Source organism: Nocardia sp. NPDC101769 (genome assembly GCF_044766925.1).
GTDB lineage: Bacteria > Actinomycetota > Actinomycetes > Mycobacteriales > Mycobacteriaceae > Nocardia.
In genome coordinates this window covers 1-16,595 of record NZ_JBIWMX010000030.1, presented here as the reverse complement: position 1 = coordinate 16,595, position 16,595 = coordinate 1, and the positions used below count along the sequence as shown (strand labels likewise).

18 protein-coding genes are annotated in these 16,595 nt (G+C 67.4%); 10 read left to right on the top strand and 8 right to left on the bottom strand.

Annotated features, from left to right (window positions below):
• The first annotated feature begins 174 nt into the window (after positions 1–174).
• Positions 175–1,086, top strand: a complete 912-nt coding sequence (locus ACIRRA_RS34755) for an NADP-dependent oxidoreductase (protein ID WP_402777030.1) — start codon at positions 175–177, stop codon at positions 1,084–1,086.
• On the opposite strand, the gene ACIRRA_RS34750 is transcribed toward ACIRRA_RS34755, so the two are convergent.
• Positions 1,083–1,952: an AraC family transcriptional regulator gene (locus ACIRRA_RS34750; protein WP_402777028.1), complete on the bottom strand. Its 870-nt coding sequence runs from the start codon at positions 1,950–1,952 to the stop codon at positions 1,083–1,085. The genes ACIRRA_RS34755 and ACIRRA_RS34750 overlap by 4 nt on opposite strands.
• A gap of 148 nt (positions 1,953–2,100) precedes the next feature.
• Between ACIRRA_RS34750 and ACIRRA_RS34745 the strand changes: the two genes are divergently transcribed.
• A complete protein-coding gene (locus tag ACIRRA_RS34745; protein ID WP_402777026.1) occupies positions 2,101–3,138 on the top strand; it encodes a saccharopine dehydrogenase family protein in 1,038 nt (345 codons plus the stop codon).
• A 21-nt stretch (positions 3,139–3,159) separates the two neighbouring features.
• On the opposite strand, the gene ACIRRA_RS34740 is transcribed toward ACIRRA_RS34745, so the two are convergent.
• The 3 genes from ACIRRA_RS34740 to ACIRRA_RS34730 all read right to left on the bottom strand — a co-directional run bounded on the left by ACIRRA_RS34740 (position 3,160) and on the right by ACIRRA_RS34730 (position 5,739).
• On the bottom strand, positions 3,160–3,831 hold the full coding sequence (locus ACIRRA_RS34740) for a TetR/AcrR family transcriptional regulator (RefSeq protein ID WP_402777024.1): 672 nt from the start codon (positions 3,829–3,831) through the stop codon (positions 3,160–3,162).
• A complete protein-coding gene (locus ACIRRA_RS34735; protein WP_402777022.1) occupies positions 3,815–4,960 on the bottom strand; it encodes an acyl-CoA dehydrogenase family protein in 1,146 nt (381 codons plus the stop codon). The genes ACIRRA_RS34740 and ACIRRA_RS34735 overlap by 17 nt, the downstream gene beginning before the upstream one ends.
• Before the next feature lie 86 nt (positions 4,961–5,046).
• Positions 5,047–5,739 (bottom strand): TetR/AcrR family transcriptional regulator, encoded by a 693-nt coding sequence (locus ACIRRA_RS34730; RefSeq protein ID WP_402777020.1) that lies wholly within the window; start codon positions 5,737–5,739, stop codon positions 5,047–5,049.
• A gap of 187 nt (positions 5,740–5,926) precedes the next feature.
• Between ACIRRA_RS34730 and ACIRRA_RS34725 the strand changes: the two genes are divergently transcribed.
• From ACIRRA_RS34725 to ACIRRA_RS34700, 6 genes are all read left to right on the top strand, one after another.
• Positions 5,927–6,142, top strand: coding sequence for a hypothetical protein (locus ACIRRA_RS34725; protein ID WP_402777018.1), 216 nt, complete (start codon positions 5,927–5,929; stop codon positions 6,140–6,142).
• On the top strand, positions 6,139–7,413 hold the full coding sequence (locus ACIRRA_RS34720) for a hypothetical protein (protein ID WP_402777016.1): 1,275 nt from the start codon (positions 6,139–6,141) through the stop codon (positions 7,411–7,413). Before ACIRRA_RS34725 ends, ACIRRA_RS34720 begins: the two co-directional genes overlap by 4 nt.
• 116 nt (positions 7,414–7,529) lie before the next feature.
• Positions 7,530–8,990 carry an SDR family NAD(P)-dependent oxidoreductase gene (locus ACIRRA_RS34715; protein WP_402777014.1) on the top strand — a complete coding sequence of 487 codons (1,461 nt, stop codon included), beginning with the start codon at positions 7,530–7,532 and terminating at the stop codon, positions 8,988–8,990.
• Positions 8,991–9,280: 290 nt separating this feature from the next.
• On the top strand, positions 9,281–10,057 hold the full coding sequence (locus ACIRRA_RS34710; RefSeq protein ID WP_402777012.1) for an O-methyltransferase: 777 nt from the start codon (positions 9,281–9,283) through the stop codon (positions 10,055–10,057).
• A 19-nt stretch (positions 10,058–10,076) separates the two neighbouring features.
• Positions 10,077–10,454 carry a DUF2784 domain-containing protein gene (locus tag ACIRRA_RS34705; RefSeq protein WP_402777010.1) on the top strand — a complete coding sequence of 126 codons (378 nt, stop codon included), beginning with the start codon at positions 10,077–10,079 and terminating at the stop codon, positions 10,452–10,454.
• Between the two features lie 824 nt (positions 10,455–11,278).
• The gene (locus ACIRRA_RS34700; protein WP_402777008.1) at positions 11,279–11,458 is read left to right on the top strand and encodes a hypothetical protein; all 180 of its coding nucleotides are present in this window, start codon (positions 11,279–11,281) and stop codon (positions 11,456–11,458) included.
• 83 nt (positions 11,459–11,541) lie between these two features.
• Here the strand turns inward: ACIRRA_RS34700 and ACIRRA_RS34695 are convergent, their stop codons facing one another.
• From ACIRRA_RS34695 to ACIRRA_RS34685, 3 genes are all read right to left on the bottom strand, one after another.
• Positions 11,542–12,396 (bottom strand): alpha/beta fold hydrolase, encoded by an 855-nt coding sequence (locus ACIRRA_RS34695; protein WP_402777234.1) that lies wholly within the window; start codon positions 12,394–12,396, stop codon positions 11,542–11,544.
• Positions 12,397–12,585: 189 nt separating this feature from the next.
• Positions 12,586–13,158: a YbhB/YbcL family Raf kinase inhibitor-like protein gene (locus tag ACIRRA_RS34690; protein WP_402777006.1), complete on the bottom strand. Its 573-nt coding sequence runs from the start codon at positions 13,156–13,158 to the stop codon at positions 12,586–12,588.
• The gene (locus tag ACIRRA_RS34685; protein ID WP_402777004.1) at positions 13,155–13,640 is read right to left on the bottom strand and encodes a MarR family winged helix-turn-helix transcriptional regulator; all 486 of its coding nucleotides are present in this window, start codon (positions 13,638–13,640) and stop codon (positions 13,155–13,157) included. Before ACIRRA_RS34685 ends, ACIRRA_RS34690 begins: the two co-directional genes overlap by 4 nt.
• Before the next feature lie 143 nt (positions 13,641–13,783).
• On the opposite strand from ACIRRA_RS34685, the gene ACIRRA_RS34680 reads away from it, so the two are divergent.
• Both ACIRRA_RS34680 and ACIRRA_RS34675 read left to right on the top strand, forming a co-directional pair.
• A complete protein-coding gene (locus ACIRRA_RS34680) occupies positions 13,784–15,259 on the top strand; it encodes an MFS transporter (protein ID WP_402777002.1) in 1,476 nt (491 codons plus the stop codon).
• Between the two features lie 51 nt (positions 15,260–15,310).
• The gene (locus ACIRRA_RS34675) at positions 15,311–16,060 is read left to right on the top strand and encodes a dienelactone hydrolase family protein (RefSeq protein ID WP_402777000.1); all 750 of its coding nucleotides are present in this window, start codon (positions 15,311–15,313) and stop codon (positions 16,058–16,060) included.
• Between the two features lie 157 nt (positions 16,061–16,217).
• Here the strand turns inward: ACIRRA_RS34675 and ACIRRA_RS34670 are convergent, their stop codons facing one another.
• On the bottom strand, positions 16,218–16,529 hold the full coding sequence (locus tag ACIRRA_RS34670) for a hypothetical protein (protein ID WP_402776998.1): 312 nt from the start codon (positions 16,527–16,529) through the stop codon (positions 16,218–16,220).
• Between the last annotated feature and the right edge of the window lie 66 nt (positions 16,530–16,595).

Below are 16,595 nucleotides of genomic sequence, written 5' to 3'. Positions count from 1 at the left end.
CCGGTGCGGGTCGCGATCCGCGCTCTCGCCGGTGACCTGGGTACTTTTCGGTGCCTACTGGCCGGGTGCCCGGGCGCCGACCTACGGTGAAAGCACGCCCCGCACCGCCGGTTACCCGGCGCGGCGGCGTTCCACCGGTGGACCTCATTCCTTCGCAGTCACAGGAGCATTCCCATGCGTGCTGTTGCTTTCTCCCGTTTCGGCGGTCCGGAGGTCCTCGACCTGATCGACATCCCCGCACCCGTCCCGGGACCGGGTGAGGTGTTGGTGAAAATCGCTGCCGCCCCGGTCAATCCGATCGATATCGGGGCGCGGGCCGGGGCGTTCGCCGCGCTGCTGCCCGAGCGCGACCATTATGTGCCCGGCGTCGAATTCTCCGGCTGGATCGAGGCGACCGGTCCGGGTGTGGCCGACGCCGAGCCGGGGCGGCCGGTGGTCGGGCTGATTCCCTGGCTGGCCACCTTCGACGGCGCCTGCACCGAGTACGTCACGATTGCGGCCGATCTGATCGCGGCCGCCCCGACCGGCGTCGATCTGACAGCCGCGGCGACCCTGCCGCTCAATGCGATCACCGCGGACCTGGCGGTGACGGCGGCCCCCGGGCAGCGGGTTCTGGTCACCGGCGCGGCCGGCGGCGTCGGCGGCTACGCGGTGCAGCTGGCCGCGGCGCGCGGCGCGACGGTGATCGCCGTGGCCGGGCCCGGGGACGAAGACCTGGTGAAGTCACTGGGTGCGAGCGAATTCGCTACGCGCGGTGAGGATCTGGCGCAGCGTGTGGGTGCGGGCAGGGTCGACGCCGTCATCGATACCGCGCTGGTGGGTGCGTCGCTGCTGCCGGTGGTGCGCGACGGCGGCGCGTTCGTGGCATTGCTGCCGCCGGCGACCCCGCCCGCCGAGCGCGGGATCACGGTGACGACGGTGCAGCAGACCCCCGACGGCCGCCGCCTGGCCGAACTGGTGGATCTGGTCGAGTCGGGCACGCTGACCCCGCGGGTCGCGGAGACCTTCCCGCTGACCGAGGCCGCCGCCGCGCATGCCCGCTTCGAGAAGGGTGGCCTGCGCGGGCGGCTGGTGCTGCTCCCCTAGGCGGCTTCGGGTCGACCCTGGGCGCGGAATTGTCCTGGCGCCACCCCGAATTCGCGTTTGAATGCTTTGGCGAACGCGTATTCGGAGGTGTAGCCGGACTTTTCCGCGACCACCCGCAGGAGTGCGTCGGACTCGCGCAGCACCCGCGCCGCGCAGGTCATGCGCCACCAGGTCAGGTAGGTCAGGGGTCCGATACCGAGGGTGGCGGTGAAGCGTTGCGCGAACACCGAGCGCGACACCCCGGCGCGGGACGCGAGGGACTGCACCGTCCACGGCGCGCCCGGCTCGGCGTGAATGGCCTGCAGGGCGGTGTGCACGGCCGGATCACGCAGCGCCGCAACCCATCCGGTGCCGGTGGGGTGGGCGTCGTGCCAGGCGCGCAGCATGAACAGCAGCAGCACCTCCAGCAGCGGCGCGATGGCGCCGGACCCGTCCTGGGTGTCGAGTTCGTGGCCGAGCAGATCGATGGCGGCGCGCAACGGGCTGTGCTGGCCGACGCGGGCGGGCAGATGGATCACATCGGGCAGTTCCGCCAGCGCGGGGTGGACGCGCGAATCGTCGAGATAGTAAGCGCCACACAGCAACACGGTCTCCGCGCCGGTGTCGGTCGCCGTACGTTCCCCGCCGGGGTGGTCGGTGATGGCGTGGCCGTGGCTGCGCGGCATGAACGCCACGTCCCCGACCTGCAGGTGCACCGGTTCCCCGCCGTCGGGCACCAGCCAGCACGAACCCTGCAGCACCACATGGAATCCGGCACTGTTGCCCTGCGCCGGGAAGTGCGTGCGCCAGGGCGCGTGCTTGACGGTCCGGTTGGAGTGCGGGGTGCCCAGCCGCATCGCGGCGACCGCGTCGCTGAGAATGTCCACCACCCCACCGTACCGGCAGTGCCGGCCGCTCCGGACGATCGGATATCAGGGCCGGAGTTTCGAGCATGGATCGTCCGGACCGGACTCCATAGTGTGAATCGCGAGCCGATTCCGGTTCGTGTCCCTTCACTCGATGGAGTTGTCTCCCATGCGTATTGCCGTGCACGGCGCCAGCGGTTTCACCGGTTCCCTCGTCGTGGCCGAGCTCGTCCGCCGCGACCTCACCCCGGTCCTGGTCGGCCGCGACCCGAACCGCCTGCGCCGCATCGCCGACCAGGCTGGCATTCCCGACGCCGAGATCCACCTCGCCCACCTCGACGACACCGCGGCCCTCACCGCCGCGTTCGCCGGAACCGACGCCGTGATCAATGCCGCCGGACCCTTCACGCTCTGGGGCGAACCGGTCGTGCGGGCCGCCATCGCCGCGCGCCGCCCCTACCTCGACACCACCGGTGAACCCGCCTACCTGCACAAGATCCTGAGCACCTACGACGAACCCGCGAAACAGGCCGGGATCGCGGTCGTTCCGGCCGTCACCGACGACGGCGTGCCCGGAGACCTCATCGCCGCACTGACCGCCGCCCGCCTCACGGCCCCGGTCAGCGAGGTCGTCATCGCCGACCTGCGCCGCCCGGGCGCCGCGTCCCGGGGCACCGCACGCTCGATGGCCGCCATCATGGTCGACGAGCAGATCGAATACCGCTCCGGCAGCTGGCAATCGGTGCAGGAACCGTCGTCGACGATGCTCGAGCCCGGCGAGACCGCACCGGTGCCCATGAGCCCCATCGCCCTGCCCGGCGTCTACACGATCCCCCGCCACGTACAGACCCCACGCGTGCGCGGCCTGATCCGCGGCGAGGTCGGGGAGCTGTTCGCGGCCCTGAATTCCGAAGTCGCCGAAACCCTTCCGGAAGTCCCCGACCCGGCCTCGCTCGACGCCGCCCGCTGGTTCATGCTCGCCGAGGCCACCGGCGCGGACGGCCGCCGGGCCCGCGGCTGGGTGAGCGGGTTCAACGCCTACGCCTCCACCGCGGTCATCGCCGTGGAGGCCGCGCGCCGGCTCGTCGCCGACGGCGCCCCGGCCGGAACCCTCGCGCCGGCACAGGCCTTCGACGCCGCGAGCTTCCTCGACCACCTCGCCACCACCGGGGTGACCTGGCAGGTCGAGGAGCTCGCCGCCGTCTGAACTCCGTGCCCCACCCGGGGATCAGCGCCCGGCGTCGACCTTCGGGAAGGTATCGCTGACCAGCGTGAGCAGCGCGTCCGCGAGCAGGTGGTGCACCTGCTCGCGGGTCAGGCTGCCGCGCACGATCCACTCGCGCCCGGCCGCTTTGACCAACCCGCCGTAACAGCGCACCAGCGCCCGCAATTCGGCCGAGTGCAGCGACTCGCTCAGCCCCATCATCTGGACCATGCGGTCGGCCGCGGCATAGTCGGCCTCGTCGAGGATGCGCTGCACCTCGGGGTCGTCGCCGACGCCCTCGTGCCCGGTGACCTTGACCCACGTGCTGCCGTGCTCGCCGATGGTGTCCAGCAGCCACGACACGCTGGCGTCCACCCGGTCCCGGGTGGACCCGGCGGGCACGATCATCTGCTCCGGCCGCGGCAGCGTCACCATCCGCCGCACCACCGCGAGATACAGGTCCCGCTTGTTGCCGAAGTAGTGATTGATCAGCCCGCGCGCCACCCCGGCCCGCTGGGCCAGCTCGGCGGTGGACACGGCCGCGTACGGGCGTTCGCCGAACATGTCGATGGCGCAGGACAGGATCTGCGCCCGGCGTTCGTCGGGTTCGAGCCGGCGACGGCGCGACGGCGCGTCCCCCGCGTCCTCGGACGCGGGCGGCTCGATGGTGGTGTCGATATCAGAGTGAGCGGGCAATGAGATCCTTCATCACCTCGTTGGCTCCCGCGAGGATTCGCAGGACCCGAGCGCCGGTGTACAGCTGGGAAATCGGGTATTCGGTCATGTATCCATAGCCGCCGAAGAACTGCAGGCAGCGATCCACCACATTACCGAGTTGGTCGGTCAACCAGTATTTCGACATGGCCGCGGTGGGGATGTCCAGCTCACCACGCAGATGCTTGGTGATGCAGTCGTCGAGGAACACGCGCCCGACCTTGGCGATGGTCGCGCACTCCGCCAGCTCGAAACGGGTGTTCTGCATGGCGAACAGCGGCTTGCCGAACGCCTCGCGGCCCTTGGTGTAGTCGACGGTCAGCTCGACCGCCTTCTCCGTCATCGCCACCGCCATGATCGCGGTGACCAGGCGTTCCTGGGCCAGCATCTGCATCATCTGATAGAAACCCTGGCCCTCGGCGGCGCCCAGCAGATTCGAGGCCGGCACGCGCAGGCCGTCGAAGAACAGCTCGGCGGTGTCCTGCCCCTTGCCGCCGATCTTGCTCAGGATGCGGCCGCGGGTGAAACCCGCAGTGTCGTCGCCCACTTCGGCGAAGATCAGCGAGACACCGGCCGCGCCCAGGGCGGGGTCGGTCTTGCAGGCGATGATGATGCCGTCGCACAGCCACCCGTTGGAGATGAAGATCTTCGAGCCGGTGATGACGTACTCGTCGCCCTCACGCACCGCGCGGGTCTTGATGTTCTGCAGATCCGAGCCGGTCCCCGGTTCGGTCATGCCGATCGAGAGCACCATCTCACCACTGGCCGCCTTCGGCAGCACCCGCGTCTTGAGCTCCTCGGACCCGAACTCGTGGATATAGGGCGCGATGATCGAGGAGTGCACCGACATGCCCAGTGAGCCGTCGCCGCAGTGCGCCTGGGCCTCGATGATCGCCGCCTCGTGGGCGAAAGTGCCACCGCCACCACCGTATTCGGACGGGATGGCCGCACACAGCAGGCCCAGTTCACCGGCGCGGTTGTACAGCGCGCGGTCGGGGTGCCCCTGGGCGATGAACTTCTCCTCGTGCGGAATCACCTCCTTCTCGAAGAAGGTAGTCGCCAATCCTCGTACCGCCTCGACCTCGTCGTCGCTCCATGCGGGACGTGCCATCGTCCGTTCCTCGCTTGCCTGAAAGGGTGCGCCTCGGCGCCTCACCCCTCAGGGTGCACGGCTATTGGCGGCGTGTCAACAATGCGTCAACAATCGCCCGACCGGGACTGATTCACCTCGGCGAAGGTCGAGAAGATCGGCCTGTCCGCATCCGCCTCGATCCCCTGCCGCCGCAGGAACCCATCGATCAGCCCCCACACCAGCTCCGTCGCCCGATCCACGAACTCCGCGGTCTGCTCATCCGACGGCGCATCCGAATCCGACAACCACAGATCCGTCATCGACACCACCGCCCCCACCAGCGCCCGCGACAGATAATCCATCCCCGCGGTCTCCAAGGGCACCGCCTCGGCCACCGACCGCGCCAGCTTCTCCAGCCGCCGCGCCGCATCACGGCCCAGATCCAGCTGCAGCACACCGGCTCCCGACTGCTGCAACACCGGCGCCTGCCCCAGATACCGGAACACATTGGGATGCTCCAGAATCCCCCGCGCATACTCGGTGACGATGCGCCGCAACGCCACCCGCGGCGGCTGCAGCATCAACGTCATATCCGCACCCGCCGCCGAGAACGCCTGCCGCGACATGCGCGCCGCGATCTCGGTGAACAGATCCCCCTTGTCGGCGAACTGCCGATACAACCGCGGCTTCGTGATCTGCGCTTCCCGTGCGATGTCGTCCATACTCGGGCGCGGACCCGCCCGATCGATCACCCGGATCGCCGCATCCACGATGTCCGCACGGGTCACCGACCGGGTCCCGGCACTGCTACGAGCCACGGCCGAAGTGTACACGTACCGCCGGTACGGGACCGGATCCGTCACGCCTCCCTAACAATCCACGGGTCATCGGCCAGTCGCGTGACACAGGCCACAACCAAGGTCGACAATCCCGCATTGATTCCATCCAGACCGTACTGCCAGTATCGAACTCCGTACCGGCAGTACGCACGACGGAAAGACGCCGATGTCCAACGCAGCACGCCAACTCAGCGACACCCTGCGGGCACCCCTGCCCGACGCCTTCGACCAGCTCACCGACACCGACCTGGCCGAACTCGACCGCCACCTCCAGGCCACCATGGCCCGCCGCCGCGAAACCCTCGACGCCGCCATCGGCTCCTCCCTCGACTTCGTCCCGCGCCTCATGCGCCCAGCCATCAAGAAGGCCCTCGGACTATGAGTGAACACCTCGCCGCCGTCGCCGAGATCACCAAACTCGCACGCCTGTTCGGAATCACCGACCCCACCGAACTCGACTTCCTCGCCGACCTACCGCCCGCCGCCGTTCGCGAATACCGCGAACGCGTCACCGACCGCCTCTTCGATCGGGATGCCAAGCGCCTCAAAGGAATCGCCACCACCAGCAAGATCGTCCCCGTCGGCATCAGCTCCAAAATCGCCGAACGCGCCTTCGGACCGCTACTCTGCGCCGCCATCGCCAGCGCCGTCGAACCCCAGCGCGCCGTCGACATCGCCAAAGCACTCAACTCCACATTCCTCGCCGAATGCGCCGTCCAACTCGACCCCCGCCGCACCGCCGCCATCATCGCCGCCGTGCCACCCAAAATGGTCACCGACGTTGCGCGCGAACTGCTTTCACACGGCGACCACATCACCATGGGCCGCTTCGTCCACGTCATCACCGAACCCGCCCTGCGCGCCGCCGCCCCCGTCATGAGCGACACCGACCTGCTGCGCATCGCGTTCTTCCTCGAGGACAAGACCGCCATCGACAACGTCCTGCACGTCGTCGCCGACCGCGTCCCCGGCGTCATCCGCGCCGCCCACGACCACCAGATGTGGGCCGAAGGCATCGACCTGCTCGACTCCATCGCACCCCACAACCACGCCTGGATCGGCGACATCATCGCCGCACTCGGCGGCGACGTCCTCGACGCCCTCATCACCGCCGTCGCCGAACTCGACACCTGGTCCACCCTGCTCCCCATCACCAACGCCATGAGCCACGACAGCCTGCGACTGTTCGCCGAACGACCCGCCATCCACACCGACACCGTCCTCGCCGCCCTCATCACCGCCGCCGCCGACCACGACCTCTGGTCCCAGGCACTACCACTCGTCGACGCCCTCCCCGACACCACCAAACCCACCCTCGCCGCCCTCTTCGGCGACCTCACCCGCGAACAACTCCTCGCCGCCGTCCTCACCGCCTCCCGCGGCGACAACATCCACACCCTCGTCGACCTCGCTCTCGCCCAGGACCAAGAGGGCCGCACCCGGGTCCTGGCCCTCATCGACGACATGGACGGCATCGAGGAATTCCTCACCGCCCTCACCCCCGACACCCCGGACACCATGTGGCAGGCCCTCATTCAGGTCCGCGACGACATCCCCGCCCGCCTGCAAACCCTGCTCGCCGAACGCGCCCTCGAACTCGGCCGCGACGACGACGCCGGCGAACTCGCACCCCTGGGCACCACAGCCAACTGAACACACCCCACCCCCGCAACACCCGGCCTTGCAACGGCCGGGCGCCTCCCATATCCGGCCCTTTGAGAGAATGGCTCGTCCACCACCCCGCGCACGAAGGATCACCACAGCTTCCGATGGCCGAGCAGAACACCCCGGCACCACAGTCCGACGCACCGGCCATCGACCCCGGCGACCTGGCCATCTGCCTGCGTGTCCTCGAACAGGCCGGACAGCTCGACAAGGAACACCCGGACTCCGTCACCGTGCAGCGGGCCGTCGCGCACATGTTCAAGAAGTTCAAGCGCAACAAGCGCGTCGCCGCCCGCGACGCCATCTCCGAAGCCGACCGCGAAGTCGTGGCCGCCACTGCCACCGGCTCACCCAACCGCATCGACGACGAAACCGCCGGCATCCCGATCAGCTCCACCACCACCGGAGCCAGCGCCGGAACCCTGCTGCGACCGCGCCCCTGCTACATATGCAAACAGCGCTATACCCGCGTGGACGCCTTCTACCACCAGCTCTGCCCCGACTGCGCCACCAAGAGCCACGCCAAACGCGACGCCCGTACCGACCTCACCGGCAAACGCGCCCTGCTCACCGGCGGCCGCGCCAAGATCGGCATGTACATCGCCCTGCGCCTGCTCCGCGACGGCGCACACACCACCATCACCACCCGCTTCCCCAACGACGCCATCCGCCGCTTCGCCGCTCAGCCCGACAGCGCCGACTGGCTGCATCGGCTCCGCATCGTCGGCATCGACCTCCGCGACCCAGCACAGGTCGTCGCACTCGCCGATGACATTGCCGCACAGGGCCCGCTCGACATCCTCATCAACAACGCGGCACAGACCGTGCGCCGCACCGCCGGCGCCTACAGCGCCCTGGTCGAAGCCGAGAACGGGCCCCTGCCCGCAGGCGAACTGCCCGACGTGATCAGCTTCGGCAAGACCATGCAGGCGCACCCCACCGCACTCACCGCCTCCCTCACACCCGACCTCACCGCGGCCGACATCACCGACCTCGCCCTGGTCGCCGGGTCGGCCACGCCGGAACGCATTTCGCAGGGCGTCGCCATCGACGCGGGCGGACTCGTTCCCGACCTCGCCCACACCAACAGCTGGGTCCAGACCGTCGGCGAGGTCGACGCCACCGAACTGCTCGAAGTACAGCTGTGCAACTCCGTCGCGCCGTTCATCCTCATCTCCCGGCTGCGCCCGTCCATGGCCGCGGCGGCGGCCCGGCGCAAGTACGTCGTGAATGTGTCCGCCATGGAGGGCGTTTTCGCCCGCGGCTACAAGGGCGCCGGCCACCCGCACACGAACATGGCCAAGGCCGCACTCAATATGCTGACCCGCACCAGCGCGCGCGAGATGTTCGAGGGCGACAAGATCCTGATGACCGCCGTCGACACCGGCTGGATCACCGACGAGCGGCCGCACTACACCAAGATCCGCCTGGCCGAGGAAGGCTTCCATGCACCCCTCGACCTGGTCGACGGCGCGGCCCGCGTGTACGACCCGATCGTGCGCGGCGAGGCCGGCGACGACCTCTACGGGTGCTTCCTCAAGGACTACGAAGCCTCCAATTGGTAACTCACCTCACCTCGGCCTGACCAGCCCCTCCCCTCTTGGCTTTTTTGAGGTGATGGGGCTGGTACAGGACTTTTTTGTGCAGAAGGTGATACATATTTAGATGCGCATATTTCCGTAGCGATATGTTCTATTTCCAATTCAACGTCTCCATGCCGATTCAGGCTTCCTTTCCAGTCGCAGGAGACTCCCGATCCGCGCTCGGACCCCTTCGTACAGCACCCCGCCCTACCCCAACGTCCCAGCGCAGGACCATAATCGACGCACTCCCCACTAGGAGAACGGGCGATCTCATGAGTGGAAAATCCTTGACCACCATGCTGCGGGAGCGACTGCCGTTCCTGCGCTGGTCGGTGATTCGATTCGCTTTGGGCGGGCCGACTTTCATGCGGACCGGGCAGGTGGGCGATGGTCGCGAGGCTGCCGCCCGAGACTACGTACTCACCCACTCCACCGTGGACGATCCGGACAGCGTGCTCGCGGCCTACGACGGCTTCGCCCGCACCCAGAGCATGCTGGTGAACGTCGAGGACGAGAAGGGGCTGATCCTCGACGCCGCCGTGCAGCGGGCTGCGCCGAAACTGGCGCTCGAGTTGGGCGGTTACTGCGGGTACAGCGCGGTGCGGATCGGGCGGGCGCTCGCCCCGGGGGCGCGCCTGGTCTCGGTGGAGCTCAATCCCGACAATGCCGAGATCGCCCGGACCCTGCTCGCGCATGCCGGGCTCGCGGATCGAGTGAGCGTGGTGGTGGGCATGATCGGCGACGGCGGGGAGACGGTCGACCGACTCGCGAGCGAGCACGGATTCGGCTCCGGCGCACTCGATTTCGTCTTCATCGACCATGACAAGAGCGCGTACCTGTCCGATCTGAAGACCATCCTGGCGGCCGGCTGGCTGCATCCGGGGAGCATTGCGGTCGCCGACAATGTGCGCATCCCGGGTGCCCCGGAGTACCGTCGATACCTGCACGAGGCCGAGGGCACGGGCTGGCGGACCATCGAGCACGACACCCACGTCGAATACCAGTCGCTGCTCAAAGATCTTGTCCTGGAATCGGAGTACCTGGGCTGATCACTTATATCCTGGGGTCATGGGCTACCGGCTGCTGGCCGATGCGACCGCGATCGCGCACTTCCTGTTCGTGGCCTATGTCGTGGTGGGCGGTTTCATCGCCTGGCGCTGGCCGCGCACCATCTGGCTGCACCTGCTCGCCTTCGGCTGGGGTTTCAGCACGGTGCTCTTCACCATCGAGTGCCCGCTGACGAATCTGGAGAACTGGGCGCGGCATCGGGCGGGCGAGGCAGGTCTGCCGTCGAGCGGGTTCATCGACTACTACATCACCGGGGTCCTCTACCCGCGCAGCGCGTTGACGGAAGTTCGTGTCCTGGTGGTGATCTGTGTCGTGGTGTCCTGGGTCGGCCTCTACCTGCTGGCGCGGCATCGTCGGCACCGGACAGTGGTGCGGTAGGTGGCCACCAAGGAGGTGTTTGCCCAGCTGGGTGCACCATTCGCTCCGCGCAAGGCTCATATCGCTGGCCTTGACGGGGTATCGATCCAGGGTCCGTGATCACTGCTGTAGGCCCGCGATTGATGGTGCGGGGGTGACGTGAATCTGCGGTGGGCCGCTGGTGTTTTCGTCCGTCCTGTGCCGGCTTGTCCAGCCGGTTCTGCCATGTCTTGGCAGGTTCTCGGCAGGATGAAAACCGATGCCTGAACTGCTCGAACAGGACTCATTCGCAACTGGATTCGTCCGCCCAAACAGCCCCGTCAGACCAGGACCCTCACCCGGTTCGGCGGCGGTCATGAAGGCAGGTCTGTCGGAACCACAGCGTCATATGCGAAGTCCGCTCTGCCCGAGATCGTGGCGGTGCTGTCGGTCGTGACGGGTGAGCCCCGCCCGCTCATCTCGACGAGAGCGGGCTAGATCATCGGATCCGAGAACGTCGGCAGCTCATCACAACGCGCGGCCGGGATCCCGTGCCCTGCAGGATCACGGGGGTTCGATCGGCCGCGCAGCATTGGTCACCTGCCGATCTCCTAGCCCAAAGTTCGAAGCGCATGAGAACCGCTGTTGCACCGATGATTCAGCGGGCTCAAAGGGTAGACACGACTCCCCCATCAACAGGACACAGGCTCATGACTTCAGGCTCCTCCAACCCGAATCCCACTCGGCAAGCGCCACGGCACGGTGTTCGATGGAACAGGCCATCACAGGATCGGGAACCAGCACAGGCGCTGTCGCGCGGCGACCGTTATCCGCGCAGCACGACTGCACCGAGACGGGACGTCACCGTGGGAATCGACATTGCCTGCCCGCTATGTGGCCATGACGGCAAGACCGGCGGCACGACCGCGACATACGTGAAGTCCGACATCCTCGAGGTCGCCGCCGCCCTCTCGATCCTCACCGCAGAACCGCACCCTCTGGTGTCGAACCCGGAAAGCCACGTCCGAGCCATCGACTCCATGTGACTGACCGCGCGCTGCCATCGAGCTGTGCAGCCGTCTGATTCCGTACCTACTGCCTCGGCCGGATTTCTGCGGCCGAGGCAGTGTCATGCCTGCGAAGACTCGCCCCGGGAATTCCGTTCGACCAGCGAGAGGGGCTGTGTGACAGCACGACTCGCTGCATCGCGTGGAGACGCATTCACACCATCCCCAGCGACGGTAGTAAGTCTCATCGTTTCGGAGAAGATCCCATTAGCCGCAACCAGGTTACCATTGAATACTATTTCGGCACAGCCGATTTCGATGACTCTGGCATGCTCCGCTGGTTGGCGAGGAAGACGCTGATGGCTACCGTGAGTTCCGGGGCGGTCAGTGCGGTCCAGTGGTTTCCCGGCACGTGGGCGAATCGCGCGGCGGGCAGGAGGGCGGCGAGTTCGTCGGCACAGGCGTGGTCGTGGTCGTGGTCGCCGACCACGACCAGTGTGGGGGGTTGGGATCTGGCGCAGGGCCGTGTGGGGGGTGGAGACGAGTGAGTTCAGGACGTGGAGGAGTGCTTTCGGGTCACCGCCGTGGTGGGTGATCCAGTGTGCGGCAAGGGCATCCGGTGATCCGGGTGTGATGGTCTCTCCGCGCGCGAGGGCGGTCAGCACGCGTCGGTTGGTGCCGCCGGTCGCGGGCCAGCTGACCGCGGCGAGTCCTTGGCCGGCCACGATCGCACGAACCGGGCGGGCGCCGCGAACCAGCATCCGCAGCACGATCCGGGCGCCGAGGGAGTAGCCGCCCAGGTCGTAGTCGTGGAGTTCGAGGTGATCGATCAGTGTGAGGCCGTCGTCCGCGAGGATGTCGGGCGGGTAGGCGGCCGGGTCGTGTGGCCGGGCGCTGGCGCCGTGGCCGCGGAGGTCGGGGAGGATGACGCGATAGCCGCACTTGGCCAGGGCGTGGGCGGGACCGTGGTCGAGCATCTGCGCCGCGGTGGCGGTGAAGCCGTGTAAAAGGATCAATGGTCGGCCCTCGCCGATTTCACGGTAGGCCAGCTGCTGTCCGTCGCTGCCGGTGTATAGACGGGTGGGTGAGTGGGTCATCGGATCCCGGTTTCGACGTGCAGTGATGTGGCTTGCTGACCTCGGAGTTGATGGCGTGCCGGCCATTTGTCAGTTGCGTCCGAAGTAACCGTCGAGGCGTCCGCGGGCAAGGACGCCGCCGGCAGCGGTAAGGACCTCACGTGGCTTGGCGGTGTGCAGGGCAGCGCCGCGTGGTCCTGTGGTGAGGGGTGTGGCCAGGGCGAAGAGCTGGAACACATACCGGTGTGGGCCATGGCTTTTCGGCGGTGCCATCCCGAAGTAGCCGCTGCCGATGCTCGAACGCAGGATCTGCATGCCATCGCTCGGATCGGTGGCATCGAGCGCCCCCTGCGCCAGCTGCGTCATCGAGGTGTCGAGCAAGGCCAGGCAGTGGATGAACGGCGTGGGTGTGGGCGCGTCGGGATCCTCGACGACCAGCAGTAACTGTGCGGTGTCGGACGGGGCCGGCGACCAGTGCAGGGCCGGCGACAGATCCTTGCCGCCGACTCGTGTCGCGGCGTGCACGGCCGGAATCGTGTCCTCGTGATCGAAGTCCGGACTGCTCAGCGTCAGTGTTACCGGACCGGCGAGATTGGTTGCGTTCCAGGCGAGCCCGCCCATCCGCGCTCGCCGGTTCTGGGGTGCGTCGGCGTGCGTTGTCATCGTGTTGTTCCTCGCTGAGGGTTGTCGCGCAGGTGGGCGAGTTCGTCGAGGGTGCTGCGTTCCGAGCGTTCGATGAACCGCAGCAGTGGGTCCAGTTCCTCGGTGCGGAAGACCTCGAGGTCCTCGTGTGTGCGGATGGCCAGCCCCTCGAAGAAGGCCGCGATGCGCGTCAGGCTCTCGCTGGTCGGTTCGATCAGCACGCGCCGCCGATCTTGTGGGTCGTCGACCCGCCTGATGCAGCCGGCGGCATCCAGGCGGTCGATCATCCGTGACACCGACCCCGGTGTCAGCCCGACGCGGCGAGCCAGTTCGGCCGCGGTGGCGGGACCGTGCTGGTTGAGCACGTGCAGACAGTCCAGGTCACTGGGCGCGACCCCCATCCGATCGGCGATCAGCCGATTGAGTTGCGCGAGGGCGTTGACCCAGCCCGGTAGTGCGGCCAGCACCTGATCCTCGACTTCACGCCGCGGGTTACTGCTCACCTCGACCTCCCTGTTGGTGTGTGCGTCGACCAACTGTATCCAATATTAGTGTGTGACACAACTATTGTGTCACACACTAAGTGTGTGCAACACTCATTGTGCCACGCACTTAGTGTGTGGCGCACTAAATCAGAAGGATGTTGATGCCAGAACCAATCACCGGATCCACCCGCACGATCGCCCTGGTGGTCGTGCTACTCGCGGCCTTCATGGACCTGATGGACGTGACGATCTTGAACGTGATGCTGCCGACGATCGAGGCGGATCTACACGCCGGACCGGCCGCGCTGGAGTGGATGCTGTCCGGCTACACCCTCACGCTGACCGTCGGGCTGATCAGTGGCGCGCGATTGGGCGATCTACTGGGGCACAAACGCGTGTTCATCATCGGCGTCGCAGGGTTCACCGCTGCATCGGCGGCGTGCTCGCTCGCGGTCGACCCCGGGATGCTCGTCGCGGCGCGCGTGGGGCAGGGCTTGTTCGCGGCGACGATGATCCCGCAGGTGCTCTCACAGATTCAATTGCTCTACCGCGCCGAGGAACGCGGTCCCGCGATGGCCGCGTACTCAGCGTTGTCGGGCATCGCGGCGACGATCGGACCGATCCTGGGTCCGGTGCTACTGGACTGGAACCTCGCCGGCCAGGGTTGGCGACTGGTCTTCTGGGTGAACGTGCCAGTCGGGGTGTTCGCCACGCTCGCCGCGGCCCGGCTGCTGCCCGAAGGACACACCGATCGCGGCCAGCGCCTGGACCCGATATCGGTGCTGCTGGCCGGTGCAGGACTGGCCCTGCTGGTGTACCCGCTCATCACTGCCTCGGGCGGCAACCGATGGCCGGTGTGGTCCTACCCTGTCATCGCTGCCGGACTCGCCGTGCTCGTCGTGTTCTACCTGCGCCAGCGCCGCATCGCGGCGCACGGAGACCGGCCCCTGATCGACGTCGCGCTGTTGCGCGGGCGTGCGTTCGCCAGCGGGCTCGCTGTCCAATTTCTGTTCCTGGTGCCGATCATGGGGTTCTTTCTCACCGTGATGCAGTTCCTGCAACACGGACTCGGGATGAGCCCGCTGCACGCGGGGCTGACCCTGCTGCCCTGGTCGGTCTTTGTGACCGTGTTCGCGGGCGTGTCCGCCGCGGTCCTGCTGCCGCGGATCGGCCGAGTCACCGTTCAGCTCGGACTCGTGGTGACCGCGATCGGGCTGGCGCTGTTGGCAGTGGTCGCCGCCTCCGCGGACGATCACACGGGAACGCTGGATCTATTGCCGGGCATCGTGATCGGCGCGACGGGAATGGGTCTGATCGTGGCTCCCATCGCCCAGCTCACCCTCGCCGGTCTCGTGCCCGCGCAGATCGGCACCGGCTCCGGGCTGTTCAACACCGTCAGCCAACTCGGCGCCTGCATCGGTGTCGCCGTGATCGGCACCCTGTTCTTCAACCGGCTCCACCAGCACACCGGCACGGGACAATCGGGCACCTACGGCCACGCGTTCGCCCAGACCCTCTGGATCAGTGCGGGGTTGCTCGTGGCTGCCCTGGTGATCAGTTTCGCCCTGCCGCAACACGACCCATCGGCTGCCCACGCCGATGCGACGCCCCGGACCGCAGCACCGACCGCCCACTGACCCGACCACGCACCGAACTTGTTCGACATATCAACCACGACAGGAGAATTCATGCCCATCACGACACTGCGCATTCCCACCCTCGACGGCAGCGCCGACGCATTCGCCGCCATCCCCGACACAGGTGGCAGGCACCCCGGAGTGCTGATGTACCCCGACGCCTTCGGCGTGCGGCCCGAACTGGAAGACAAAGCCAGCGAACTGGCCGCACACGGCTATTACGTACTCGTCCCCAACCTCTACTACCGGCACGGTCCGGCACCGGTGATCGAACTGCCCGACCACATCAGCGAAGACGTCAGGCCCTCAGTCTTCGCGCAACTGTGGCCGCTGATCGAGGCGCACACCACCGAAAGAATCCTGCGCGACGCGCCCGCGTACCTGGAATTCCTCACCACCCAGCCCGAGGTCACCGACGGACCGGTCGGCGTGGTCGGCTACTGCATGGGCGCCGCCCTGGCGATGCGCACCGCCACAGCCCACCCCGACAAGGTAGCCGCCCTGGCCGGGTTCCACCCAGGCTTCCTGGTCACCGACGCACCCGACAGCCCGCACCTGCTCATCCCCGACCTCACCGCCCGCGTCCACCTCGGCCTCGCCGTGGGCGACATGTCACCGGCGTCACTCGGCAAACTCGAGCAGGCCCTCGAGACCGCCGGTGTCGACTACAGCATCGAGATCTACCCCGACACCATCCACGGCTACACCATGTCCGACACCGATGCCTTCAACCCCGCTGCCACGCAACACCACTGGAACCACCTACTCCCGCTCCTCGACCGCACACTGGCAACACACTGAAACGCGGCCACCAAACCGAGCCCAGCACAAGCTGTCCGCGCCGAGCGATCGAGAACTCGCTCGGCGCGGGCGCTACCCGACGGCCTCGCCGTGACATTTGTGGCCGGCGATCCGATCGGGCCCGCTCGGGATCAGCGCCCGGGTCCGGCTGCAGATGTCAGGGCAGCGGCGCACCCGTCCGATGAACATAGATCCGCACTTCAGCGATCGCCGCCAGTTCGAGTAGACGATCGACCTTGTCTGCCGCGATGAAGCCCAGAGTGAACCCGTCCCCGTCGACGTAGACGCCGACGACTGCGGCACCGAGCGCGAGACAGCGGTCGGCCAAGGGCCACAAGAAGTTCTGGAGATCGTCGGGATCCCAACGACCGTGGTCGCTCCAGTCGTACCACTCCCACGTCAGTTCCGGCGGACAGAGGGGCAACCGCGCCAGGTAACTCCGTGGGCCGTCCCCGATGAATGAGTCCACTTGGTATTAGAGTCCCTAAGATCGGAGATGTCCGGGTTCGTTGCCTGGATGCCCAGGTCGGTGGGG

What these genes read in the sequence shown, in the direction of transcription:
- ACIRRA_RS34755 (WP_402777030.1), top strand. Translation starts at nt 175, where the DNA reads ATGCGTGCTGTTGCTTTCTCCCGTTTCGGCGGTCCGGAGGTCCTCGAC.
- ACIRRA_RS34745 (WP_402777026.1), top strand. Translation starts at nt 2,101, where the DNA reads ATGCGTATTGCCGTGCACGGCGCCAGCGGTTTCACCGGTTCCCTCGTC.
- ACIRRA_RS34735 (WP_402777022.1), bottom strand. Translation starts at nt 4,960, where the DNA reads ATGGCACGTCCCGCATGGAGCGACGACGAGGTCGAGGCGGTACGAGGA.
- ACIRRA_RS34725 (WP_402777018.1), top strand. Translation starts at nt 5,927, where the DNA reads ATGTCCAACGCAGCACGCCAACTCAGCGACACCCTGCGGGCACCCCTG.
- ACIRRA_RS34720 (WP_402777016.1), top strand. Translation starts at nt 6,139, where the DNA reads ATGAGTGAACACCTCGCCGCCGTCGCCGAGATCACCAAACTCGCACGC.
- ACIRRA_RS34715 (WP_402777014.1), top strand. Translation starts at nt 7,530, where the DNA reads ATGGCCGAGCAGAACACCCCGGCACCACAGTCCGACGCACCGGCCATC.
- ACIRRA_RS34710 (WP_402777012.1), top strand. Translation starts at nt 9,281, where the DNA reads ATGAGTGGAAAATCCTTGACCACCATGCTGCGGGAGCGACTGCCGTTC.
- ACIRRA_RS34705 (WP_402777010.1), top strand. Translation starts at nt 10,077, where the DNA reads ATGGGCTACCGGCTGCTGGCCGATGCGACCGCGATCGCGCACTTCCTG.
- ACIRRA_RS34695 (WP_402777234.1), bottom strand. Translation starts at nt 12,396, where the DNA reads ATGCTCGACCACGGTCCCGCCCACGCCCTGGCCAAGTGCGGCTATCGC.
- ACIRRA_RS34690 (WP_402777006.1), bottom strand. Translation starts at nt 13,158, where the DNA reads ATGACAACGCACGCCGACGCACCCCAGAACCGGCGAGCGCGGATGGGC.
- ACIRRA_RS34680 (WP_402777002.1), top strand. Translation starts at nt 13,784, where the DNA reads ATGCCAGAACCAATCACCGGATCCACCCGCACGATCGCCCTGGTGGTC.
- ACIRRA_RS34675 (WP_402777000.1), top strand. Translation starts at nt 15,311, where the DNA reads ATGCCCATCACGACACTGCGCATTCCCACCCTCGACGGCAGCGCCGAC.